Genomic DNA, 20,039 nt, shown 5'->3' on the forward strand with positions numbered 1-20,039 from the left:
ATGCTCAGGGCAAGAGCTTCCTGAGACCGACACAAGCTCCGCACATTCTCAATCATCCCCGACTCGCTCGTTCAATTTTTCTTGATTGTCGGTAAGCTAGAGTTTCCTGAACAGGTTACCCAAGCAGGAGCTCTCATCGTTATACATATAGAGCCCTTAGTTTTCCTCGTTCCCACCGCTCCAGCGTGGGAATGCATACCGATCTTGCCTCGGCTGACAAGGTATGGGTTCCCACGGAGGACCGTGGGAACCAGAAAAAAATGAAATATCAGCTTCCGAAATAGAACGATGCCGTCTGAAAGACATCATCGATAAAATTCGTGATATTCTAAGCCGAAATGATTCATCGGCCGGAATCTTATTCTTTTAATCGTTTGGACTGCAAGAAATAGCTGCCGTTCCGATTACTGCAAAAAGAGCAGTTGAGTGCTTCAAGCGACTCCTTTTATTCTTAGACGGTTTTTTCGATCAAAAGGGAGTATCGTTCGCCCTGATCCCTTCGGATGCGTTCATGAGAGCCATGTTATGGGGGGTGAGGCATCACTAAGCCGGTGAAAGTGTTGTAGCCCGTTCATGCTTCGACTTGGCTAAGCACCAACGGTCTACAACACATGCCAACTGCTCTCTTTAGGATTATCGTAAATCGGATGAGCATAGTCGATAATTTCGTCAGGGGTGCTTCATGACTGATTTGGAAAATTTCAAACTGTTAGGCACGGCCCTCGGCATCGGTTTACTAATCGGTCTCGAGCGAGGTTGGGAGTCTCGCGATTGGGGAGAAGGAACGCGTGTGGCCGGGTTGCGTACTTTCGGTCTAATCTCTTTGCTCGGCGGCGTTTGGGCATTGTTTGCGCGGGAGGTGGATCCGCTTTTAATCGGTTTTTCTTTTTTGGCATTGACGTTAGTATTAATGGTTGCTTATCACAGTAGCCTTGAGAGAACCGAGGACTTTGGTGTTACCAGTGTCATCGCCTCGTTGCTGGCCTTTGCATTCGGCGCGCTGGCTGTTTTCGGTTATACCGTCTTGGCTTCCTCATCGGCTGTCGTCGTTACGTTTTTACTCGGTTTTAAACCTTTACTGCATGGTTGGTTAAAAAAAATCGAGCGCCGAGAATTATTCGCAACACTAAAGTTGCTGCTAATTTCGATCGTCATACTGCCGATTTTACCCGACCGTTACTTAGACTCTTGGCAAGTATTCAATCCCTATCATGTTTGGTTGATGGTGGTCTTGATTGCGACGATATCTTATTTGGGATATTTTTCGATCAAGATTGCCGGTAACCGGCACGGTCCGGTTTTGACCGGCGTATTCGGCGGTTTGGCTTCGTCGACCGCGGTGACGCTTAATTTGGCGAGGTTTTCAAGGCAATTTCCGGGTGACGAAAATGCGCTGTCTGCCGGAATTCTCACCGCTTGCGCGACGATGTTTCCTCGGACCTTGTTTTTGGCTTCGATCATTAATCCGTCTTTGTTGAGGCCTTTGTTTCCGGCGCTTCTCTTGATGGGGTTGCTCAGTTATCTCTTTGCATTTCTGTTTTGGAGAACTGCGACAAATATCTATGAATCCGATACAGACCTCAAGCTGGAAAATCCTTTTCAATTAGTTATGGCGCTTAAATTCGGGGCGTTGTTGCTCGCTATTTTATTTATCGCTAGGATGCTGCGGATTTATTTCGGCGATACCGGAGTCTATTTTGTCGCGGCGATCTCCGGAATCACCGATGTCGACCCGATTACGCTGTCGATGTCGCGCATGAGTCAAGAAGGTTTGGCGATCGATGTCGCGGTATTGGCCATTTTGATCGCGGTGGCGGTTAATTCGATCGTCAAGAGTATCATGGCATTGAGTATCGGCGGCCGCGCGCTCGGTTTTAGGGTTGGCGGCGCGATGTTGTGTTCGGTCGGCTTGGGCGTAACACTGTTCTTTATGCAATAGCTGATGAAATATACCTGATTTTGATTAGCGAAGCGCATCGTAAGATTGGCTTAGTCCGGTGCAAGATTAGTCAATAAAGCGAATGGAAAGTGTTCGAATACTTCGCCTAATTTAAGTTGCCGATTTCCGTTATCATCGTTTGCCGTCAAAGCATTTCGGCTGAAAAGCTCGTAAAACTTCAAGGGAGACCCTTGCGGCAATATCAATGCCGTATCTTGCCAAATTTTCGGACGGACACGTCGGGTTTCTTTATCCAGCAAGCTTATCGTCATTCGGGGTACGACGATTAGAGCCCATCGATCTTGTGTTTTTCTGGCATAGGCGACGATATGATCGGACTGTGTTCCTCTGCAATCGAGCTTGATGTAATCGCCATTTTGAAACAGGTCGGAGTATTGGCGCCTAAATCGTAGCGTTTGCGCGACCACAAATAATTTGATGCGCCCGTCTTCGATTGTTTCTGGCAAAGTTTTTAGTAAATCATGGCGCCCCTTGTTCGTTTCGCTATCGAGTTCGTTCAAGATATTGCCGAGGTGATTAAAGTCGACCGGTCGGCGGTTATCCGGATCGACCAGCGAGAACCGCCAGTTCTCGTTGCCTTGATAGATATCCGGCACGCCGGGCGAGGTTAATAGCAGCAGTGTTTGTGATATAGCATTGAATAAGCCCGCTGGACGAATCTTATGTTCGAATTCGAGAAAATCCGGCAAAAAAGGCGTTGTGTGTGTCTCGTTCAGGCAACGTTTGACAAATAGACTAACCGCTTGCTCGTAAGTCGTGTTCGGGTTCGTCCAAGAAGTCAACTGCTTGGCCTCGCGTACGGCTTTGATCATATAATTTTCAATTCGTTCTCGATATGCGGATAATTTAGACTCGTTTAATTCACCCAGCGGAAAAGTGCCGACTAGGGTTTGATAAAACAGATATTCGTCGTTACGCGCGATGATCGCTTCGCTTTTATCTTTTCTGATGCGATTGATGCGATGCCAACGAAAAACCGCTTCATGCCATTGCTGCGGAATTTCGCTCAATACATTGATGCGAGCCCGCGTGTCTGCGCCTCGTTTGGTGTCGTGACTGGATAGAGATAATAAACTATGGGGCCATTTACGCGCGCGTTCCTGGTTGAAATGATGGAATGCATTGACTGAGTTGCCGAAATGTCTAGGGTCGTTACCGACCTCGTTTAATGAAACTAGCCGGTTGTACTCGTAGAGAGCCGTGTCTTCGGTGCCTTTGGCCATGACCGGCGCGGTATATTGCTGAAAGCGCATGACGAATTTCAATAAGTCATTGCTGGAAACTGTCGAATCTCCGGTTTTTAATAATAAGACGTCATGGATAAAGCCGAATATCGTCAGGTCGGATGCTCGACTGCGTTGGCGCCCTTGTTGAACGGCCCAGTCGATATATTGGCTGTCTTCTTTGCGTACGTTTAGGCTATTAATATAAGTCCTGTAGACAGGAAAACAGGATACGGTTTCCTTTAGTGCATCGTGTAAGGCATTGAGGGTGTAATCGCGGGTTTTAGCGTTGGCTTCAGCGACTCTACTGAGTTGGATCGCTAACATGTTGAGTTCGCTGGCCAGCGACGTTTCCATCACATGCTTTTTGGCTTGATAGAGAATCTCGTCGAAATCCCGTTTATGCCCGACAAAGCGCGTATAAGTGCGGGTCAACGCTTTTTCGGCGGTCATGTCGATAAACAGTCCGTTGACGATCGCGGCAAATTCATAACCGGTGGTCCCGTGAATGGGCCAGTCGCTGTTAAGGTATTCATAATTCGCGACGATTTTTTCGGCAACGATATAAAGAGGAGCAATTTTCGAAGCGCAATCCTTATCGGAACGAGACATATTTTCCGATTGCAAGCGTCGGTAATAAGCGACCGGATCATGCAAGCCGTCGGCATGGTCGATTCGCAAGCCCTGGATTTTCCCTTGTTCGACGAGACTCAGAACAAGCCGGTGGCTGGCGTCGAAAACCTCCGCATCCTCGACTCTGAGCCCGGCTAGGTCATTTATGTCGAAAAAACGGCGATAATTGATTTCATCGCCGGCTACATGCCAGTAAGCCAGGCGATAGGCTTGTCGTTCCAGTAAGGCGTGCAGTTCGCCGCAGTCTTCGGGATGTCGATTGATTTCCGTTATCCTAGACCGGATAAATAATGTAAGCCGGGCATTCTCTAAACAAAGTCTCGCTAATTGTTTTTTAAATACTTCCTTATCGCGGGTTCTTTCATCGATCGACTCCGGCGTTATTTCGGTATAGGCGGGTAATTTTCCGAAACTGTTATCGAGCGTTTGATATTCGTGTAAGACAGGGTCGTCTGCTTCGAAATACTCATGTAAGCGTTCGTGTTGCGAACTCAAGATCAATGGATACGTTTGCGGATCGATCGGAAAGCGATGTTCGTAATAATAAACGCTGAACTCGCCGCGCTCGCTGTCAAAGCTAAGTTTCAGTTCTTGTTTTTCGAGAATATTTCCGTAATGGTCGCCCAATACCGGAATCAAGATCTTGTTTTCGAGGACTTTTTTGACCGGATGCCAATCGATATCGAAAAATGAGGCATGGGACGAGGAAGGGCCGTTTTCCAGGACATCGAGCCACCAATCGTTGTCGGCGCCCATGATGCCCATATGATTGGGCACGATGTCGGCGATCAAGCCCATGCCGTGTTGTTGAAGTCGACTAATGAGGGTGTCGAAGTCTTCGGCCCCGCCTATTTCAGGATTGAGCGTGTTATGGTCGACGATATCGTAGCCATGCGAACTCCCCGGGCGGGCTTTCAGAAAAGGCGATAGATAACAATGACTAATGCCTAAGCGGTGAAGATAGGGAATGCAGGAGGCGACCTGCTCAAAATTAAAATGCTTGTTTAATTGTAACCGATAAGTTGAATCCGGAATGACGGAGTCCGCCTTTGGTTTATCGGAAAGCGCCATGGCCGCTAGTTTTTAGCATATCGAGAAAACTTAGGAACGGGCATGAATCACCAAAAAGCTTGCTGTTTAGGAAAGTTATTTTGTGCATATTTCTTAAGACTCGTTATCGGCTTCGGCCAATAGAAAAATTACCGACCAAGGCGTCAGCCGGCCCTGTTCGACACGTTCGGACGCGTCGGGCTCGGCGGCAAACAAGACTTCGCCATCGCTAAAGCAGTTGACCCAAGCCGGTTCGCTGCCGAGGTTGGCGATCATTTTTAAAATGCTTCCATCATTCATCGGCCATTGCACGCATAAAGCATGTTCATTGAGAGCTCGGTATTCGGCTTGTCCTCCGGCCAATCCGTAGAGTCTCGGTCGAATATACCGGCTTCGAGTACGTAATAGTTTTCGGTGATATTCGAGCCATTGCAGATGCGGCGTCTCGTCGATTTCGTTCCAATCCAGTATTGCCGATTCGAAGGTTTCCGGCGCATTCGGCGTCGGAATCGGCTTTTTGGGGTTCGGTTTGAAATCGGGGAATTTGGCAAATTCGTTGAGCCTGCCTTCGGCGACTTGCTTATTTAAGTCGTCGGAGAAGTCGACAAAGTAATTGAAAGGACGGCTGCAGGCCCATTCCTGTCCCATGAACAACAACGGCGGGGAAGGGGCTAGCAGCAATATCGCGGTTGCGGCCCGTAACGCTTCGGGCGGGCATAGAGCAGATAGTCGTTCGCCATAGGCTCGGTTGCCGATTTGGTCGTGAGTCTGAAGAAAATTGACAAAAGTCGTCGGCGGTAGATATTTCGAGGGTTCGCCGCGCGGATTGTCGTCTCGGTATCTTGAAATTTCTCCCTGGAAAGCAAAGCCTTCGGCAAGGCAACGACCTAGGTGTTGAATCGGCTGCTCGCCGTAGTCTTGATAATAACCTTGGTGTTCTCCGGTCAGCTGTGCATGTAGCGTATGATGAAAGTCGTCATTCCACTGTGCGGTAAAAAAACGTTCCGGGTGCTCCGAATCTTGCCTCAAGTAATGCGCTGCATTGGCGTCGTTTTCGAGTATCAAGTGAATTTGCCGATTGAACCCCGGACCGCGACGCACGGCTTCGGCCAGACAACTCAAAAAATCCGGGTCGGATTCGTCGAAAATGGCATGGACCGCATCCAAGCGTAGGCCGTCGAAATGAAACTCGTTAAGCCAATATAAGGCATTATGGATAAAAAACTGGCGTACCCAATGGTTGTGTTCGCCGTCGAAATTTATCGCCGCGCCCCACGGCGTATGCGTTCGGTCGCTGAAAAATGGTGGTGCGTAATGATGCAGATAATTGCCTTCCGGTCCGAAGTGATTGTAAACCACATCGTTGAAAACCATCAGACCTTTGGTATGTGCACTGGCAATCAAGTCTTTTAAGTCGTCGGGTGTCCCGTAGCGGCTGTCGGGGGCAAATAACAATGCACCGTCGTAACCCCAATTACAGCGCCCGGGGAAGTCTGCGATCGGCATCAATTGCAACGCAGTGACGCCTAAATCGACCAAGTGATCCAGATGTTTTTTAACGCCTGCAAACGTGCCTTCCTTGCTGAACGTGCCGACATGCAATTCGTAAATGACCGAATCTTCCCAAGGCAGGCCTATCCAATCATCGTCTTGCCATTGCCATTCGGTAGGATCGATGACCTGACTGGAACCGTGGACATCCTGCGGTTGATATCGGGAGGCAGGATCGGGAACTTGTATTTTTTTATCGATTCGGTATTGGTAATAAAATCCGGCGCTGGCCAATTCGCTGGTAATGCCGAACCAGCCATCATCTTCCGGTGCCATCAATAATCGTGTTTCCGGAGCCAAACCTTGTAAACAAAGTTCGACTTGCTTCGCGCCGGGCGCCCACAAGCGGAAATTGACGCGTCCGTCGTCGAGTATATGAGAGCCGAACGGCATGGAGTGTAAACGTTTTACGATAGACATAAGCTTTAACCTTACACGGCCTTTAACGACCGCAACTTTGGCGATCCTTGCAAACGCGGGGAGAGATTTTCACTCTGAGTAAATTCTGAAGAGAAAACCGTGATATTCACTTATAGGACTGTTCGTATTCTTATGATCCTTAGTTGTCAATATACGCCGACGAATATATACATGCAAGGTTGGGTCGGGATTCACCCTTTAAGAACAGGCATGAAATCAGTGCTTTCATGCTCTAAGGTGAAACCGGCCATCTTATGATCGTGAGGATTAACGTTTCCGCCATTCTAAATTTCAAATGCATCTACTGAGAAGCCGTCCATGAAACGTATATAATAATGATTTTAAATTTCTCAATTTTGACGCCGAGTCATGTCCAAAGACCAAGATTTAATTTTTTCCACCGAAATTCCATTAGAACCCCATACCGTTTCAATTTGGACCGGTTTAAACGGTTGCGGCGATTCACTCGCGCTGGCGTCGGCGATACAACAAGAAAAACGCTTGTTCGTGATTATCACGCCGGATAGTCAAACGGCACTGCGTCTTGAGCATGAACTGGCGTTCTTTCTGCAAAATAAGCATCCGATTTTGCATTTTCCCGATTGGGAAACACTGCCATACGACGTGTTCTCGCCGTTGCCGGACATCGTCTCGGAACGCTTGAGAACTCTCGCGGCGCTGCCCGAAGTCCAACGCGGCGCGCTGATCGTACCGGTTTCGACACTAATGCACCGGCTAGCGCCGCGAGAGCACGTTCTGGCCAACAGTTTTTCGATCGGCGTCGGCGATATATTCAACCTGGAGCTGAACCGCGCGAAATTCGAAAGCGTCGGTTATCAGTGCGTGTCGCAGGTCTACCAACACGGCGAATTCGCGGTACGCGGCGCCATCGTCGATCTGTTTCCGATGGGCAGTAAGGTGCCTTACCGGATCGAATTGTTCGACGAAGACATCGAATCGATCCGCACCTTCGATCCCGAGACGCAGCTCTCGGTCGAAAAAATCGACCGTATTCAACTGTTCCCGGCGCGCGAATTTCCTTTCACCGAAGAGGCGATCAAGCATTTCCGCCAGGCGTTCCGAACTCGATTCCCGAACGCTTCGCAAAAGAACAGTTTGTATCTCGACGTCAGCAAGGGCGTCGCGTTCGGCGGCATCGAATATTATTTGCCGCTGTTTGTCGAAAGCACTGCCGCGTTATTCAATTATCTACCCGATTCGGCGGTGTTGGTCACGCCCGATAATTTTGCGCAAAGCACCAAGTCTTTCTATAGCGAGGCAGAAGAGCGTTACGAACAACGCAAATACGATGTCGAACGGCCGTTGCTCGAGCCCGGATTGTTGTTTTTGTCGCCGCAGGAAATGCGCGAACGGACCGAAAAGTTCGCGCGTGTGACGCTGAGTCAAGCCAGACTCGGCGGTAAAAGTGAAATCGACTTTCACTGCATGCCGCTGCCCAAGGTCACGATCGACGCGAAGCTGAAAGAGCCGGCGCGGGCGCTGCAACAGTTTCTCGATGAGTTTCCCGGCAAAGTGTTGTTCGTCGCCGAAACGGCTGGACACCGCGAGGACTTGATCGGTAAATTAAGCAAATTCGGTATCAAGGTTCATCAAGTCAATAGCTGGGACGCCTTTCTTAAGTCAGAACAATCGCCATGTATGCTGGTTGCGTCGATCGATCAAGGCTTGTGGTTGGATAGTCCGGCGATCGCCGTGATCACCGAGAGCCAGTTGAGCGGCGAAAAAGTCCAGCAGCGCCGCCGTCGCCGTAAATCGGCCGCGAAAGAACTCGAAAACATTGTCAATAATCTGAACGAATTGACGATCGGCTCGCCGGTCGTGCATGTCGAGCACGGCGTCGGACGCTATCTGGGACTGCAAACCCTCGAACTCGGCGGCATGACCGCGGAATTCCTGATGCTCGAATATGCGAACAACGACAAACTTTACGTGCCGGTCTCGTCGCTGAACCTGATCGGCCGCTATACCGGCATCAGCCCCGAAGACGCGCCGCTGCACCGGCTCGGCGGCGACCAGTGGAGTAAGGCAAAGAAAAAGGCGATGGAGCGCATTCGCGATGTCGCGGCCGAATTGCTCGACATCCACGCCAAACGCGCGATGAAAAAAGGCCATGCCTTCGATGTCGACAACACCGAATACCAAGCCTTCGCGGCCGCTTTTCCGTTCGAGGAAACGCCGGATCAGCAAACCGCGATCGAAGCGATTCTCGAAGACATGGCCAACCCGCAGCCGATGGATCGCGTTATCTGCGGCGACGTCGGCTTCGGCAAGACCGAAGTATCGATGCGCGCGGCCTTCATAGCGGTGCAAAGCGGCAAGCAAGTCGCGGTGCTGGTACCGACCACGCTGTTGGCGCAGCAGCATTATCAGAATTTCCGCGATCGCTTCGCCGACTGGCCGGTGCGCATCGAAGTGATGTCGCGCTTCGTGACGCCGAAGCAGCAAAAAGCGATTCTCGAAGACCTGGAGCAGGGCAAGGTCGATATCGTGATAGGCACGCATAAGCTGTTGTCGAACGAGATCAAATACCGCGAGCTCGGCTTGGTCGTCATCGACGAGGAACACCGTTTCGGCGTGCGCCAAAAGGAGCATTTCAAGAAGTTGCGCAACGAGATCGACATGCTGACCCTGACCGCGACGCCGATTCCGAGAACCTTGAACATGGCGATGTCGGGTCTGCGCGAAATCTCGATCATCGCGAGCCCGCCGCCAAACCGCCACGCGATCAAGACCTTCATCAGCGAATGGATCGACTCGCAGATTAAAGAGGCTTGCCAGCGCGAAATCAAGCGCGGCGGTCAAGTGTTTTTCCTTCACAATGATGTCAAGTCGATGGAAAAAATGGCGCGCCAGCTCGAAACCCTGGTGCCCGAGGCGCGCATCGAAATCGCGCACGGCCAGATGCCCGAGCGGGAACTCGAAAAAATAATGCTCGATTTCTATCACCAGCGCTTCAACTTATTGCTCAGCACGACGATCATCGAAAGCGGCATCGATATTCCCAGCGCAAACACGATCGTAATCAACCGCGCCGACAAGCTCGGTCTCGCGCAATTGCATCAGTTGCGCGGTCGGGTAGGTCGCTCGCATCATCGGGCCTACGCCTATTTCGTGATTCCGCCGAAAACGATCATGACCAAGGACGCACTGAAACGGCTCGAAGCGCTCGAAGCGTCGGGCGACCTCGGCGCGGGCTTCATGCTATCGTCGCACGACATGGAAATCAGAGGTGCCGGCGAATTGCTCGGAGACGAACAAAGCGGGCAAATCCAGGAAATCGGCTTCACTCTCTACACCGATCTGCTCGAACGCGCGGTCAATGCCTTGAAATCGGGCCGCCAGCCCGAACTCGACGCGCCGATGGAAACCGGTCCCGAAGTCGATTTGCAGGCCCCTGCATTGATTCCCGAAGATTACCTGCCCGACATCCATGCTCGGCTGGTGCTGTACAAACGCATCGCCAGCACCGACACGCATGATGACCTCAGAGCCTTGCAAATTGAAATGATCGACCGCTTCGGCCTGCTACCGGAAGCAGTCAAGACGCTATTCAGCGTCGCCGAACTGAAACAGCAAGCCGAAAAACTCGGCATCAAGAAAATCGAAGCGAACGCCGGAGGTGGTCGCATCGTATTCTCACACGAACCGAAGATCGACACGGCCCGTCTGATCGAATTGATACAAACCCAGGCGCAAGTCTACAAATTCGACGGCGCGGATAAATTGCGTTTCATCATGCCGTTCAAGGCAACGGAAGAGAAGCTGGAATTCATCGAGGCTTTGTTGAAGCAGTTAGCAACTGGGGAGTAAAAACAAAAATGTGGGAGCGATCCCCAGGTCGCGATTTATGGTTGGGCGGTAATGAACACAGTTTATAAGCCGGATTGCGTGCGTTGGAATGATTGGAAAGTGAGGGTGAAGAAATGATTCCATTTGAAAAATGCCCCGTATGCGGTGGCGAGCTTGAAACTAAACCGGTAGAGAAACTATTGCGAGGTGGTGGCAACACTGTGGCATTGAGGGTAACAGCAGAAGTTTGCCGACAGTGCGGAGAACGACTTTATGCAGAGGATGTTGTTAGGTCTTTTGAAGAGATCCGAATCAAGCTCCAGAAACAGGAGTTTGATCATCTCAAGCCAGTTGGCCGGTCGTTTACTGTTGATAACGATTGGCCGAACAAAGCCATTCAGCCAACCGCTTAACTTGACTCTAAACCTTTGAGCCGATTTTGAATGACCTCACTACGCGGAAAGCTACGAGATAATGCAAAATCAAAACTCCTACAGTGATCCGTGCATTGAAACGGGCGGAAAAAATGTGGAAGGTAAGTGTCAAATGTAAAGCCTGCCCCCCGCTCTTTTTCACGCAGCGTCTTGAAGAGTCTATTTAACTAAATGGCCGATGAAATATCCTTGCATATTTTGGTCAAAGTCGTTATGTTGAAACTTGAAGACGATTCCACTACTCCCAGGAGATGAGCATTATGGCGACACAACAAGCTAGCAATGAGGAATTGCAAAAACAACTTGAGGCATTGCGTGAAGATTTCGCCGATTTGGCTAAGACAATCAAAACGATGTCATCAGCTTATGTCGGAGAAAAGCAGCAGGGTTTCCAACACGCGGCCGAACAAACTCAACAACAAGTGAAAGATTCGTTCAGCAAAGTGGAGGATGAAGTCAAGGCTAACCCACTCACCAGCCTGGCCATCTCATTTGGGGTGGGGGTGTTGATCGGCAAACTGCTGGATCGTTGAATAAAAACCATGGTTGATAACATCGGGTAATCATGAGCCTGCGTTACAGATTGAAGATACAAAGCATCGCGGTTGCAATTGCGCTCGTTTTTTTTCTGATTGCACTGAGCTTCTGCGCTGTGGCGTTGTTTTATAACTTTTCTCAGTATTTTTCAGTGGATGTGTCGGCTTTATTGACGGCGGCGGTTTATCTGATATTGGTGTTGATCGTTTTGAGCTTCGCGCGCCTATTCAGCCTACTTGATAGGCGTCAATGCGGGCCTTTACGCCGCACAAAGCGCCATAATCCAGTGGAAGCCGCGCTGCAAGACTCGCTGGACCCGGAAATTCGTGACTGGGTTAAGCAGAATCCGGGGCGTAGCCTCACGCTAACCTTGTTGGCTGGCATGGTGCTGGGAAGCAGCAATGATGCGCGCGATCTGCTGAAAAAATATTGTGAACGCTATTTTAACGAGCATTGATAATTTGTAAGGCTGGCATAAGCCCAATACGCATTAAGCTAAGGATTTCGCTAAAATTAGCTTACTGAATTGCCAAAGTTTCATTGATGAATTCGTTGATTCCTCAGAGGATGGCGGATGCGCTGTGGGAGCCTCCCTACTCCCTTTATACTCATAAAGTTAGCTATTTCGTGCATGTTCTTTAGCATCCACAAAACAATTTGCCGATATGGCAAAAGTTAAGAAAAAACTTACAATGGCTCAAAAGCGGGCGAAAAAAGTGCGTTAGCAACAATGTGAGCCGGTTTTTATAATCGGCAAGCAAGTCAGAATCAAGCGTCCGCCGTTGGCGGAGGGCATGACGGTAGATGAATTCATCTTGACCAATGCCGATCCACTTTGGCTTCATCAGAATGAAATGTGGGAGCTGATTCCGGTCGAAGAATCGAGTGAGAACATGACTGCTTCAGATCGATCGCCTGCGGAATCGTTTGATGACGATATACCGTTTTGAGCAATATGAGCAGCTCCCATAGACACTCCTCTGGAATGCATCGGGCCAGATGTGGGCCACCCCTCCTCATAAGCGCCAACTTAGCGCCTATTCTATGGTGCGTTTATGGTTTTATTCGTCATATCGGTATGTGTTGTCGATATCCAGATTACATGGATGTGGTGCTACGCATTGCCATCCGTGGTCCTAGATTCCGCCAATCCCTGGCGGAATGACGCGTTCCTTTCTTAAGTTGGCGCTTATGCGACTCTTCCCTACTCAGGTTACGACTCGTGAAGATACTCATGCCCCAAGGTTGAGAGTAAATGTTTTGTTAATCTCTTGATATACTTGATGAGCTTAATGGTCAAACCGCTGTACTTAGGATAAAGCTTTGTATACCCATTATTTCAACTTCACGGAATTGCCGTTTTCGATCGCGCCCGATCCTCACTTTATATACATGAGCGCCCGTCATAAAGAAGGCCTTGCTCATCTTTTGTATGGCATCACCGACGGCGGGGGCTTTGTGGCTTTGACCGGAGAGGTCGGGACGGGAAAGACCACGTTGTGTCATTGTCTGTTGCAGGAACTACCGGACAATATCGAGATTGCATTGATCTTGAATCCCAAACTCAACGCGACCGAATTATTGGCAAATATCTGCGACGAATTGGCTATTTCCTACGACAAAGAACGGCAATCGCTCAAGAACTTGGTCGATGCATTGAATCGGCATTTACTCAGCGCACATGCTGCCGGGAGGCGAACCGTTTTGTTGATCGACGAGGCGCAGAATCTGAGTCGGGAAGTGTTGGAACAGATTCGGCTGTTGACCAATCTCGAGACCAGTAAGACAAAGTTGCTGCAAATCATACTGGTAGGACAGCCAGAACTGCAGCAGCTCTTATCGAGCCGGGATTTGCGTCAGCTCAATCAGCGCATCACCGCACGCTATCATTTGTTGCCGTTATCGCTTGCGGAAACACGCGCCTATATTCGCCACCGCCTGTTCGTTTGCAATGGCAATCCGAATTTATTCAAAGAAAGCGCGATCAAGAGAATCTTCAAATTATCGTCGGGTATTCCGAGAGTCATCAACATCATCTGCGATCGTGCGTTGCTTGGCGCATACGCGGAAGATTCAAAAATAATCAATTCTACTATTGTCAACAAGGCTGCCAGCGAGACGCTTGCACAACCCGTTCAGAGTCGGGTGCGCTTTACGGTCTTATCGAGTCTGTTAGTGCTTAGCATAACGCTTTGGTTTTTTTATTATTTTGGCGATAGGTTGGTTGGTGCGGAGGGGCAGGAAGACCCAGCAAGAGTATTGATACGTCCACTTACAGACCTTCCTCAGGCGGTTGACGGCTTGCTGCAATCGATTTCAGTACAATCGGCAACACAAGAGATCATGAAGAATACCGAATCGGAAAACTTGGTCGATCCGGTCATGCTATTCGACCAATGGTTGGAAAATCCTGAATTGACGCTGGAGCGAGGTATTCTTAATGCGCTCGATCTGTTCGGTAAAGTCTATCAGGGAACGGATCCCATCGACTGTTCGGCGGTGCGGGCCCTCGGTCTGAACTGTTTGCACGGTAAAGCCAGCTGGAAAGACATTTTGGAAATGGACAGACCCGTGGTTCTCGAGTTTTTGTTGGATTCAGATAGTAGACGTCACGCATTACTGGCGAGTCTTCGTAAAGGCCAACCGGTCATGCGAGTCGATGAGGAATCGACATTCACCTTGAGTGATGTGCTCAGATATTGGAATGGTTATTACTTGATTCTATGGGAATCCCCGGTTTCAGACTTGCGCGTGATTCGTCCGGGAACCCAGTCCGAGGCCGTGCTTTGGTTGCGGCAACAGTTAGCGTTATTCGATGGCGTGACCGACGAAGAAACGATTCCGCAGTTTTTTGATAGCGTTTTGACCGCGCGCGTAAAAAAATTCCAGCATCATTACAACCTGACCGAAGACGGAATTGCGGGACCTCAAACCCTTATTTATCTCGATAATTTGAATGAGGCGGGTCGATCGATGCGCCTGCAAACCAACGAATAACGTTATGTCCTATATCCTTAATGCATTACGCAAGTCAGACAGGGAACGACAAGCCTCGCAGCAGGTCACGAACAGAATATTAGAGCAGGAACCGGAGCGGCGGCAAAGCATGTTTCGATGGATAGGCGTCATCGTGATTGTTAATTTGATCGCTATCGCCTGTCTGTTCTGGTATGTAACCAAATCGATCGAAAATACGGAAACAACGGAGATTCCGAAACGACCTCCGGCCTCGATCGTTTCCGAACAACGATCGTCCGACTCGCTTACGCGTGTTGAAGAACCTAAACCGAAATTATCGCTCGAGCGAAAAACGACTCCAATTGCCGAATTGACCAATTCGAATGTCTCGCCGAAACGCCAAGCTCCTTCGAAGTACAAGCTGGAAATAAAACCGAACGATGCATCACGGCCAGTTCGTCCTGTTAAGGAACAAAAGCCGCTAACGGCCGCCAAGGCGCCGCTTGTGACAACGCCCGTTCCCGAACCGGTCGTGGTGCCGCAGCCGTTTGCTATTGCGCCTCCCGAGCCTAAGCCGGAGCGGGCAAACGATATCCCATGGCTGCGGGAAATGCCATTCGAATTCCGCCAGACCGTTCCTAAGATGAACATCAATGTTTTTGTCTATGCCAGTGATCCGTCCGAGCGTTTTGTCTTGATCGATATGGTCAAATACAAACCGGGGCAGGATACTAAAGATGGAGTCGGCATCGTCGAAATTAAACAGGACGGTCTAGTCGTGCGCTACGACGGCTGGATTTTCATGCTCGAACGTCCTTGATGGTGAATAAAGACACCTGTATACAGAGGCTTTTAGCCGGATCAACTTAAACTGCGCTCGTCGTTCCGGGCGCTATTGCCGTTATCCGGCCGGCCGTGAGAGTGTATTATCAACGAGAGACCCGAGCTTTAGGATAATGAGAAACTTACCTTCCTGTTAATGACAAATGTAAGGATTGATCGCGATCGTCATGATTAAGAGGATTAATTGACTAAACGTGTCTATTGAATTAATTTGGCTACTCGGCCCCGGTGATGAGGCAAATTCAAAAATATCAATCATCCAAGCAGGTATTTCTCCACCATGAGCATAACCGAACTTCACAAATTACCCGCCATTGAGAAACTGAAGATAATTGAAGCACTTTGGAGCGATTTGGTAAATGACGAAGCCAGCCTTCCAAATCTGTCTTGGCATGAAGGTGAACTCAAAGAAACCGAAGAAAGGTTTCAAGCTGATAGCATCGAAATACTAGATTGGCGACAAGCCAAGAAAGAATTACGATCCCGCTTTGAATGAAAATCCGAATTCTTCGTTCCGCTGTCGAAGACCTCGCGGCGGTTCGTAAATTTTAAGATCGCCAAGAAGCGGGTGTAGGAGGCTACTTCTTCGATAGTTTTTTGCCGAAATAGATTCTCTGGCGATATACGGTGGAATTTATTCAGTGCATTTCGGGTTTCATCGATTGTTGGCAAAGCGTTTTCCATAGGCTGTTTACTACAGGATTATTGATGACAACGCCCACGTATTTCGAGTTCTTGATTGCAGACGCGATCCAAAAAAGCTTCATAAAGCCTTTGAAGGCATCGATAAACTAATAGAGCTCAATGAACAGAGCGATTGATTTGTTGGTTTCTTGTCGTTTTGAATCTGGAGAAAACGAGGTGTAGCCCAGGGCGATTTTTAATGGCCTATCTACGCCGAAAGCAATGAGATAATGCAAAATCAAAACTTCTACAGTGATCCGCGCAGTGTAATGGGTAAAAAAAGGGAAAGGCAAATGTCAATTGTAAGGCTTGACCGTTCGCAGTAACAGCAGTAAATCTAGCGGGTTAAAGTCCCGTCCAAGGAATTGTCCGTACGCCTTGGTAGCATGAGGAAGCGGCATCGTGGTAACACGGTGTCGTGAGTTTTCAAACAGCAAAAGAGCAGGCCGTAACGCAAGTGAACACACATGTAGCCTCGTAAACGAATTGGAGGAGCCGACCCTGTGGTCAGAAGGGGAAGGCCGTTGGATGGATGCTGAAATAACGGAAGTGGCATCCGTCGACTTCCGGGGTAGCAAGGTCGGCATGTTCTTGAAGATTTATTGCCCAGCCGGTCGTTTCCCAAGCCAGCAGTTATATGCGAAATATGGGCTATACAAGGTTCCGACAAAGGCGGGCTGGAAAACAGCGCATGCCTTGGTGTGAAGAACATCGGAAAGCCGTGTGCGTTAATAGCGCATGCACGGTTTGATGAGGGAGGACAGGAGACACTAACTAGGATAGGGCTAATGAGGCACCGCCAGGCGAAAGGAGCGGAAACAGATAGGCCATGTCTACGGAAAGTAAAATCCTGTTCTCTACTCTACCCGATTTTTTAAGGCCTGACCCCGATTTTTCAACCTTCGGCAGGCCGGCTTGCGATAACACGCGGTCAACAACGGAATGATGGATACCCAACTGTGAGGCAATCGTGCCGACTCGCCACTGTTCCACAAAATGATAACGCAGTATTTTCGCTTCAATGTCTTTATTGATGGTCATCATACCCCCTCACCAGCATATCGATTCCGGAATAACGGTAAATTCCGGCCGGCATGGACAAAATCCCGGCGTAAAAATGGCCCGCAAACGGCACCGCAATGGTGACAACGCAAATCACCGCCCATGAATTCGATGGTTTCGGTTTTTTCGAGTCCGGTGTGCTTACGTTTCAGTACATCATGAGCGGTCACCTGTAAGGAACCCTGATGCGTTACTTTTTGTTTCTGTCGTTCTTGAAACCGTTGTTGACGGTCGGCATTATGAAAGCGACCTGAGTGGGTGGACTGATATTTTTTCCCGGCACGCCTGCGAGACTCTAAACGAGCGGACACGGCGCATTCGCGGCTGCAATAACGCTGGCCGCGATCACAACTTGAGCAGATGATGACCTGTGCATGACAACGGTGACAATGATAAAGGCGGGCGGTGCGGCACATCGACAAAGAGGCCGATGAGGGCTGGATTTATTCCTCAGATGTGTCATACTGAGGATCGTGCTTCGGCACGGTTTTGGGGGTACGGCGTCAGCCTTGACCGTCAAATCTTGGTGGCGTCATACCTTCTCTCAACGACACCGCTCTTTATACCGCTGACCGTGATGTTTTGCTTGATTAGTAATGAATTACGTTCGGAAAAAAACCTCCATCACGATTTTTTCAGCAGGCTATTTGAGGCTGGGGGATAACGTGCGGGGATTTTACTATTCGGCAAATGACTGCGGATTTGGGCTGGTTTTTACAACAATAAGAAAATGGGGTCAGACACTGAGGTATCCCCACGAAATAGCCAAATAAAACAATTTTTTGGCTGTAAACTGGTTGATAGATATATAAATTTTTTCATCGTTCCTACGCTCTGCGTCCTCAGAGGTCGATAATCCCGACAAGAGCTACGCTACACTCTCTATGATTTCTCAATCCAATTGCCCGCCGCAGTCGACGCAGAGCGTCTAAAGCGGCATTCCCATGCAGAGCATGGGAACGAGCGTTTTGAGGGGATACATCAGGGTCAGACACGATATTTTTGAGCGACATTTCCATAATCTAATTTGTTGCAAGCTGAGCAATCTGCGTTACCGTACAGAACTCACCCATTTTTTAAGCGTAAAATTTGAAGCTGATGAGACAAAATAGTTTATTCATTAAACACAAACCTGTTAGGGGGACTTATGGATATTGAAGTCGGCGGTTTTCTGGGTTTTATAGTGCTTGTCCTGAATATCTGGGCCATTATTAGCATTATAAAAAGTGGTGCTTCAACTGGATCGCAAGTTTTATGGGTGATTTTGATATTACTGCTGCCCGTTGTCGGTCTGATAATCTGGTGGTTTGCGGGGCCGAAAGGGGGTTAGAGGACTTGTTCGAAATTGCAAGACGCGGACGGGGTCAAGTCTTCCAATCATGCAATGCATGATTGGAGATCAGGGCCGTAGGAGCGATTAGCATAGCGTAATCGCTCGAAGGTAGCCTTCATTCCTCCGATTACGCGTTCGCTAATCGGAGCTACGCGAGCTGGAAGCTGCCCGTCGGCAGCGGCTAATCGATCAGCTCAAATGGCGGTTGGTGACACGAGTGTTGAGCATACCCCATCCTGTTTGCAACGCGCTTGCGCCAAATGTCCTGCCGATAAATTGTTGTTTTACTGGGTTCTGCCTCTCTTGCTTGGCTTATATTCCGTTTTTACATACACGTCTGAAAAATCAGAACCATCCCAAACATAACAGTAATGTTTACCTTGGCGTACGGGTGACAAAACCTTAGGTCTGAATATTGCGATACACTCTCCACCCTGGCGCCTGACGCTATCGTAAACGATACCGTTTGAGCCATTTTTGCGAAGTTCACGCGCAAGTGTCTGAGCATAAGAATATTGGTCCGGACTGGAAGTATAAATATCCTGCATGTTGCTCTGTTTGCCACGGATATCGTTAAACTCTGTGTTTATGTCTGACGCATAGCTGCGCATGTTTATTTCTATTGGCGGCTGATTGGTTGCCTCAAGAAATCGTTTCCTATGAAACTTGGTTTCCTCAATAGCGGTATCAATATCCTTTGCCGCGTAATATACGCCATATGAGCCATCGGTAAAGCGGCTGCCTTCCGGATTTAAATGCGTGAATGCGGCCATGATTGGCGTTGTTCCTGGGCCTGAAATTCGTTCGTCCGGCGGGACAAGAGAAATCTCTCCAGCTTCTTCGCGTAAACGATCATTGGTTAGGCTTTCAATAAAGAAAACCACTTCCAAATCCTCAGGGTCTGCAACTCGATCAAATAGACCAACTGGCGGAAACCTGCTTGGAACGAGTCGCCAACAGGGTTTCCAGTTGATTAAAGAGGCCTCCAATAACTCACTAAGACCAACCACGTTGGCTATCCAAGTATTGGCGGACGACATAAAGATCAGCTACATGTCCCGATAACATTCTGTCCAAAGCAGACTGCCCGTTAAACGGACACGCTGAATTTGGTCGACTCAACCAAGTATCGGCGGCCTCAGGTTTAGGTAAAAGAATTTGCAGCGCTTTGTAGATCCCAAAAATATAGGAAAGCCGCTCAAGCTTATCTTGAGTCAAGTTAGCTTCCTCGGGCTTCTTTTTCCATTTAAAGAAAGTACTTTTTGAGTCTAATCCCAATAGCTTCATGGCCTGCTCCGTATTAAGCCGCCATGCGTCGGTTATATTGAAGAATGTGTTTAAAGCGCCTTTTGCGATAGAAGATTTATCAAGTGATAAATTATGTTTAGCACTCTTGCTCATGTTTCTTCCTGTTAATCTATTAATAGACATAATCATAAAATACGTCTATATATGCGCTTTGTCAATCATATCCGACTGCACAAAAATAACCTGATTAGCAAGTTTCTTCAGCTAAAGCCCAAAGATCAGCATATCCTTAG

The 20,039-nt window shown here is 48.9% G+C and carries 16 protein-coding genes; 10 read left to right on the forward strand and 6 right to left on the reverse strand.

The features are described 5' to 3' along the window. Window positions 1-682: 682 nt before the first annotated feature. Window positions 683-1,939, forward strand: coding sequence for an MgtC/SapB family protein (locus ACRJJO_RS19865; RefSeq protein WP_431067324.1), 1,257 nt, complete (start codon window positions 683-685; stop codon window positions 1,937-1,939). 50 nt (window positions 1,940-1,989) lie between these two features. Here the strand turns inward: ACRJJO_RS19865 and treY are convergent, their stop codons facing one another. After that, a complete protein-coding gene (gene treY / locus ACRJJO_RS19870) occupies window positions 1,990-4,887 on the reverse strand; it encodes a malto-oligosyltrehalose synthase (protein ID WP_431067325.1) in 2,898 nt (965 codons plus the stop codon). A 93-nt stretch (window positions 4,888-4,980) separates the two neighbouring features. Further along, complete coding sequence (gene treZ / locus ACRJJO_RS19875; RefSeq protein WP_431067326.1) at window positions 4,981-6,837, reverse strand: malto-oligosyltrehalose trehalohydrolase; 1,857 nt, start codon at window positions 6,835-6,837, stop codon at window positions 4,981-4,983. A 369-nt stretch (window positions 6,838-7,206) separates the two neighbouring features. Between treZ and mfd the strand changes: the two genes are divergently transcribed. From mfd to ACRJJO_RS19915, 8 genes are all read left to right on the forward strand, one after another. Further along, complete coding sequence (gene mfd, locus ACRJJO_RS19880; protein WP_431067327.1) at window positions 7,207-10,668, forward strand: transcription-repair coupling factor; 3,462 nt, start codon at window positions 7,207-7,209, stop codon at window positions 10,666-10,668. A 113-nt stretch (window positions 10,669-10,781) separates the two neighbouring features. Next, entirely contained in the window at window positions 10,782-11,060 is a 279-nt protein-coding gene (locus ACRJJO_RS19885; RefSeq protein ID WP_431067328.1) for a YgiT-type zinc finger protein, read from the forward strand. 281 nt (window positions 11,061-11,341) lie between these two features. Then, complete coding sequence (locus tag ACRJJO_RS19890) at window positions 11,342-11,614, forward strand: DUF883 family protein (protein ID WP_404355550.1); 273 nt, start codon at window positions 11,342-11,344, stop codon at window positions 11,612-11,614. A 32-nt stretch (window positions 11,615-11,646) separates the two neighbouring features. Beyond that, complete coding sequence (locus ACRJJO_RS19895) at window positions 11,647-12,075, forward strand: hypothetical protein (protein WP_431067329.1); 429 nt, start codon at window positions 11,647-11,649, stop codon at window positions 12,073-12,075. Window positions 12,076-12,412: 337 nt separating this feature from the next. After that, window positions 12,413-12,568 carry a hypothetical protein gene (locus ACRJJO_RS19900; RefSeq protein ID WP_431067330.1) on the forward strand — a complete coding sequence of 52 codons (156 nt, stop codon included), beginning with the start codon at window positions 12,413-12,415 and terminating at the stop codon, window positions 12,566-12,568. A gap of 373 nt (window positions 12,569-12,941) precedes the next feature. Continuing rightward, window positions 12,942-14,615, forward strand: coding sequence for an AAA family ATPase (locus tag ACRJJO_RS19905; protein ID WP_431067331.1), 1,674 nt, complete (start codon window positions 12,942-12,944; stop codon window positions 14,613-14,615). A 4-nt stretch (window positions 14,616-14,619) separates the two neighbouring features. Then, complete coding sequence (locus tag ACRJJO_RS19910) at window positions 14,620-15,396, forward strand: general secretion pathway protein GspB (protein WP_431067332.1); 777 nt, start codon at window positions 14,620-14,622, stop codon at window positions 15,394-15,396. A gap of 303 nt (window positions 15,397-15,699) precedes the next feature. Next, the gene (locus ACRJJO_RS19915) at window positions 15,700-15,915 is read left to right on the forward strand and encodes an addiction module protein (protein WP_431067333.1); all 216 of its coding nucleotides are present in this window, start codon (window positions 15,700-15,702) and stop codon (window positions 15,913-15,915) included. 962 nt (window positions 15,916-16,877) lie between these two features. Here ACRJJO_RS19915 and ACRJJO_RS19920 read toward each other — a convergent pair. Together ACRJJO_RS19920 and ACRJJO_RS19925 are read right to left on the reverse strand one after the other, a co-directional pair. Further along, window positions 16,878-17,147: a hypothetical protein gene (locus tag ACRJJO_RS19920; protein ID WP_431067334.1), complete on the reverse strand. Its 270-nt coding sequence runs from the start codon at window positions 17,145-17,147 to the stop codon at window positions 16,878-16,880. After that, window positions 17,144-17,476 carry a hypothetical protein gene (locus ACRJJO_RS19925; RefSeq protein ID WP_431067335.1) on the reverse strand — a complete coding sequence of 111 codons (333 nt, stop codon included), beginning with the start codon at window positions 17,474-17,476 and terminating at the stop codon, window positions 17,144-17,146. Before ACRJJO_RS19925 ends, ACRJJO_RS19920 begins: the two co-directional genes overlap by 4 nt. 836 nt (window positions 17,477-18,312) lie before the next feature. Here ACRJJO_RS19925 and ACRJJO_RS19930 point away from each other — a divergent pair. Further along, on the forward strand, window positions 18,313-18,495 hold the full coding sequence (locus ACRJJO_RS19930) for a PLDc N-terminal domain-containing protein (RefSeq protein WP_431067336.1): 183 nt from the start codon (window positions 18,313-18,315) through the stop codon (window positions 18,493-18,495). Between the two features lie 287 nt (window positions 18,496-18,782). On the opposite strand, the gene ACRJJO_RS19935 is transcribed toward ACRJJO_RS19930, so the two are convergent. Next, window positions 18,783-19,538 carry an RES family NAD+ phosphorylase gene (locus tag ACRJJO_RS19935; RefSeq protein WP_431067337.1) on the reverse strand — a complete coding sequence of 252 codons (756 nt, stop codon included), beginning with the start codon at window positions 19,536-19,538 and terminating at the stop codon, window positions 18,783-18,785. Continuing rightward, window positions 19,495-19,899, reverse strand: coding sequence for an MbcA/ParS/Xre antitoxin family protein (locus ACRJJO_RS19940; protein ID WP_431067338.1), 405 nt, complete (start codon window positions 19,897-19,899; stop codon window positions 19,495-19,497). Before ACRJJO_RS19940 ends, ACRJJO_RS19935 begins: the two co-directional genes overlap by 44 nt. Window positions 19,900-20,039: the final 140 nt, after the last annotated feature.

The organism is Methylotuvimicrobium sp. (assembly GCF_050611805.1).
Taxonomy (GTDB): Bacteria; Pseudomonadota; Gammaproteobacteria; order Methylococcales; family Methylomonadaceae; genus Methylotuvimicrobium.

Coding starts and splice junctions, on each gene's coding strand:
- ACRJJO_RS19865 (WP_431067324.1), top strand. CDS start 683: ATGACTGATTTGGAAAATTTCAAACTGTTAGGCACGGCCCTCGGCATC.
- treY (WP_431067325.1), bottom strand. CDS start 4,887: ATGGCGCTTTCCGATAAACCAAAGGCGGACTCCGTCATTCCGGATTCA.
- treZ (WP_431067326.1), bottom strand. CDS start 6,837: ATGTCTATCGTAAAACGTTTACACTCCATGCCGTTCGGCTCTCATATA.
- mfd (WP_431067327.1), top strand. CDS start 7,207: ATGTCCAAAGACCAAGATTTAATTTTTTCCACCGAAATTCCATTAGAA.
- ACRJJO_RS19885 (WP_431067328.1), top strand. CDS start 10,782: ATGATTCCATTTGAAAAATGCCCCGTATGCGGTGGCGAGCTTGAAACT.
- ACRJJO_RS19890 (WP_404355550.1), top strand. CDS start 11,342: ATGGCGACACAACAAGCTAGCAATGAGGAATTGCAAAAACAACTTGAG.
- ACRJJO_RS19895 (WP_431067329.1), top strand. CDS start 11,647: ATGAGCCTGCGTTACAGATTGAAGATACAAAGCATCGCGGTTGCAATT.
- ACRJJO_RS19900 (WP_431067330.1), top strand. CDS start 12,413: ATGACGGTAGATGAATTCATCTTGACCAATGCCGATCCACTTTGGCTT.
- ACRJJO_RS19910 (WP_431067332.1), top strand. CDS start 14,620: ATGTCCTATATCCTTAATGCATTACGCAAGTCAGACAGGGAACGACAA.
- ACRJJO_RS19915 (WP_431067333.1), top strand. CDS start 15,700: ATGAGCATAACCGAACTTCACAAATTACCCGCCATTGAGAAACTGAAG.
- ACRJJO_RS19920 (WP_431067334.1), bottom strand. CDS start 17,147: ATGATGACCATCAATAAAGACATTGAAGCGAAAATACTGCGTTATCAT.
- ACRJJO_RS19930 (WP_431067336.1), top strand. CDS start 18,313: ATGGATATTGAAGTCGGCGGTTTTCTGGGTTTTATAGTGCTTGTCCTG.
- ACRJJO_RS19935 (WP_431067337.1), bottom strand. CDS start 19,538: ATGTCGTCCGCCAATACTTGGATAGCCAACGTGGTTGGTCTTAGTGAG.
- ACRJJO_RS19940 (WP_431067338.1), bottom strand. CDS start 19,899: ATGAGCAAGAGTGCTAAACATAATTTATCACTTGATAAATCTTCTATC.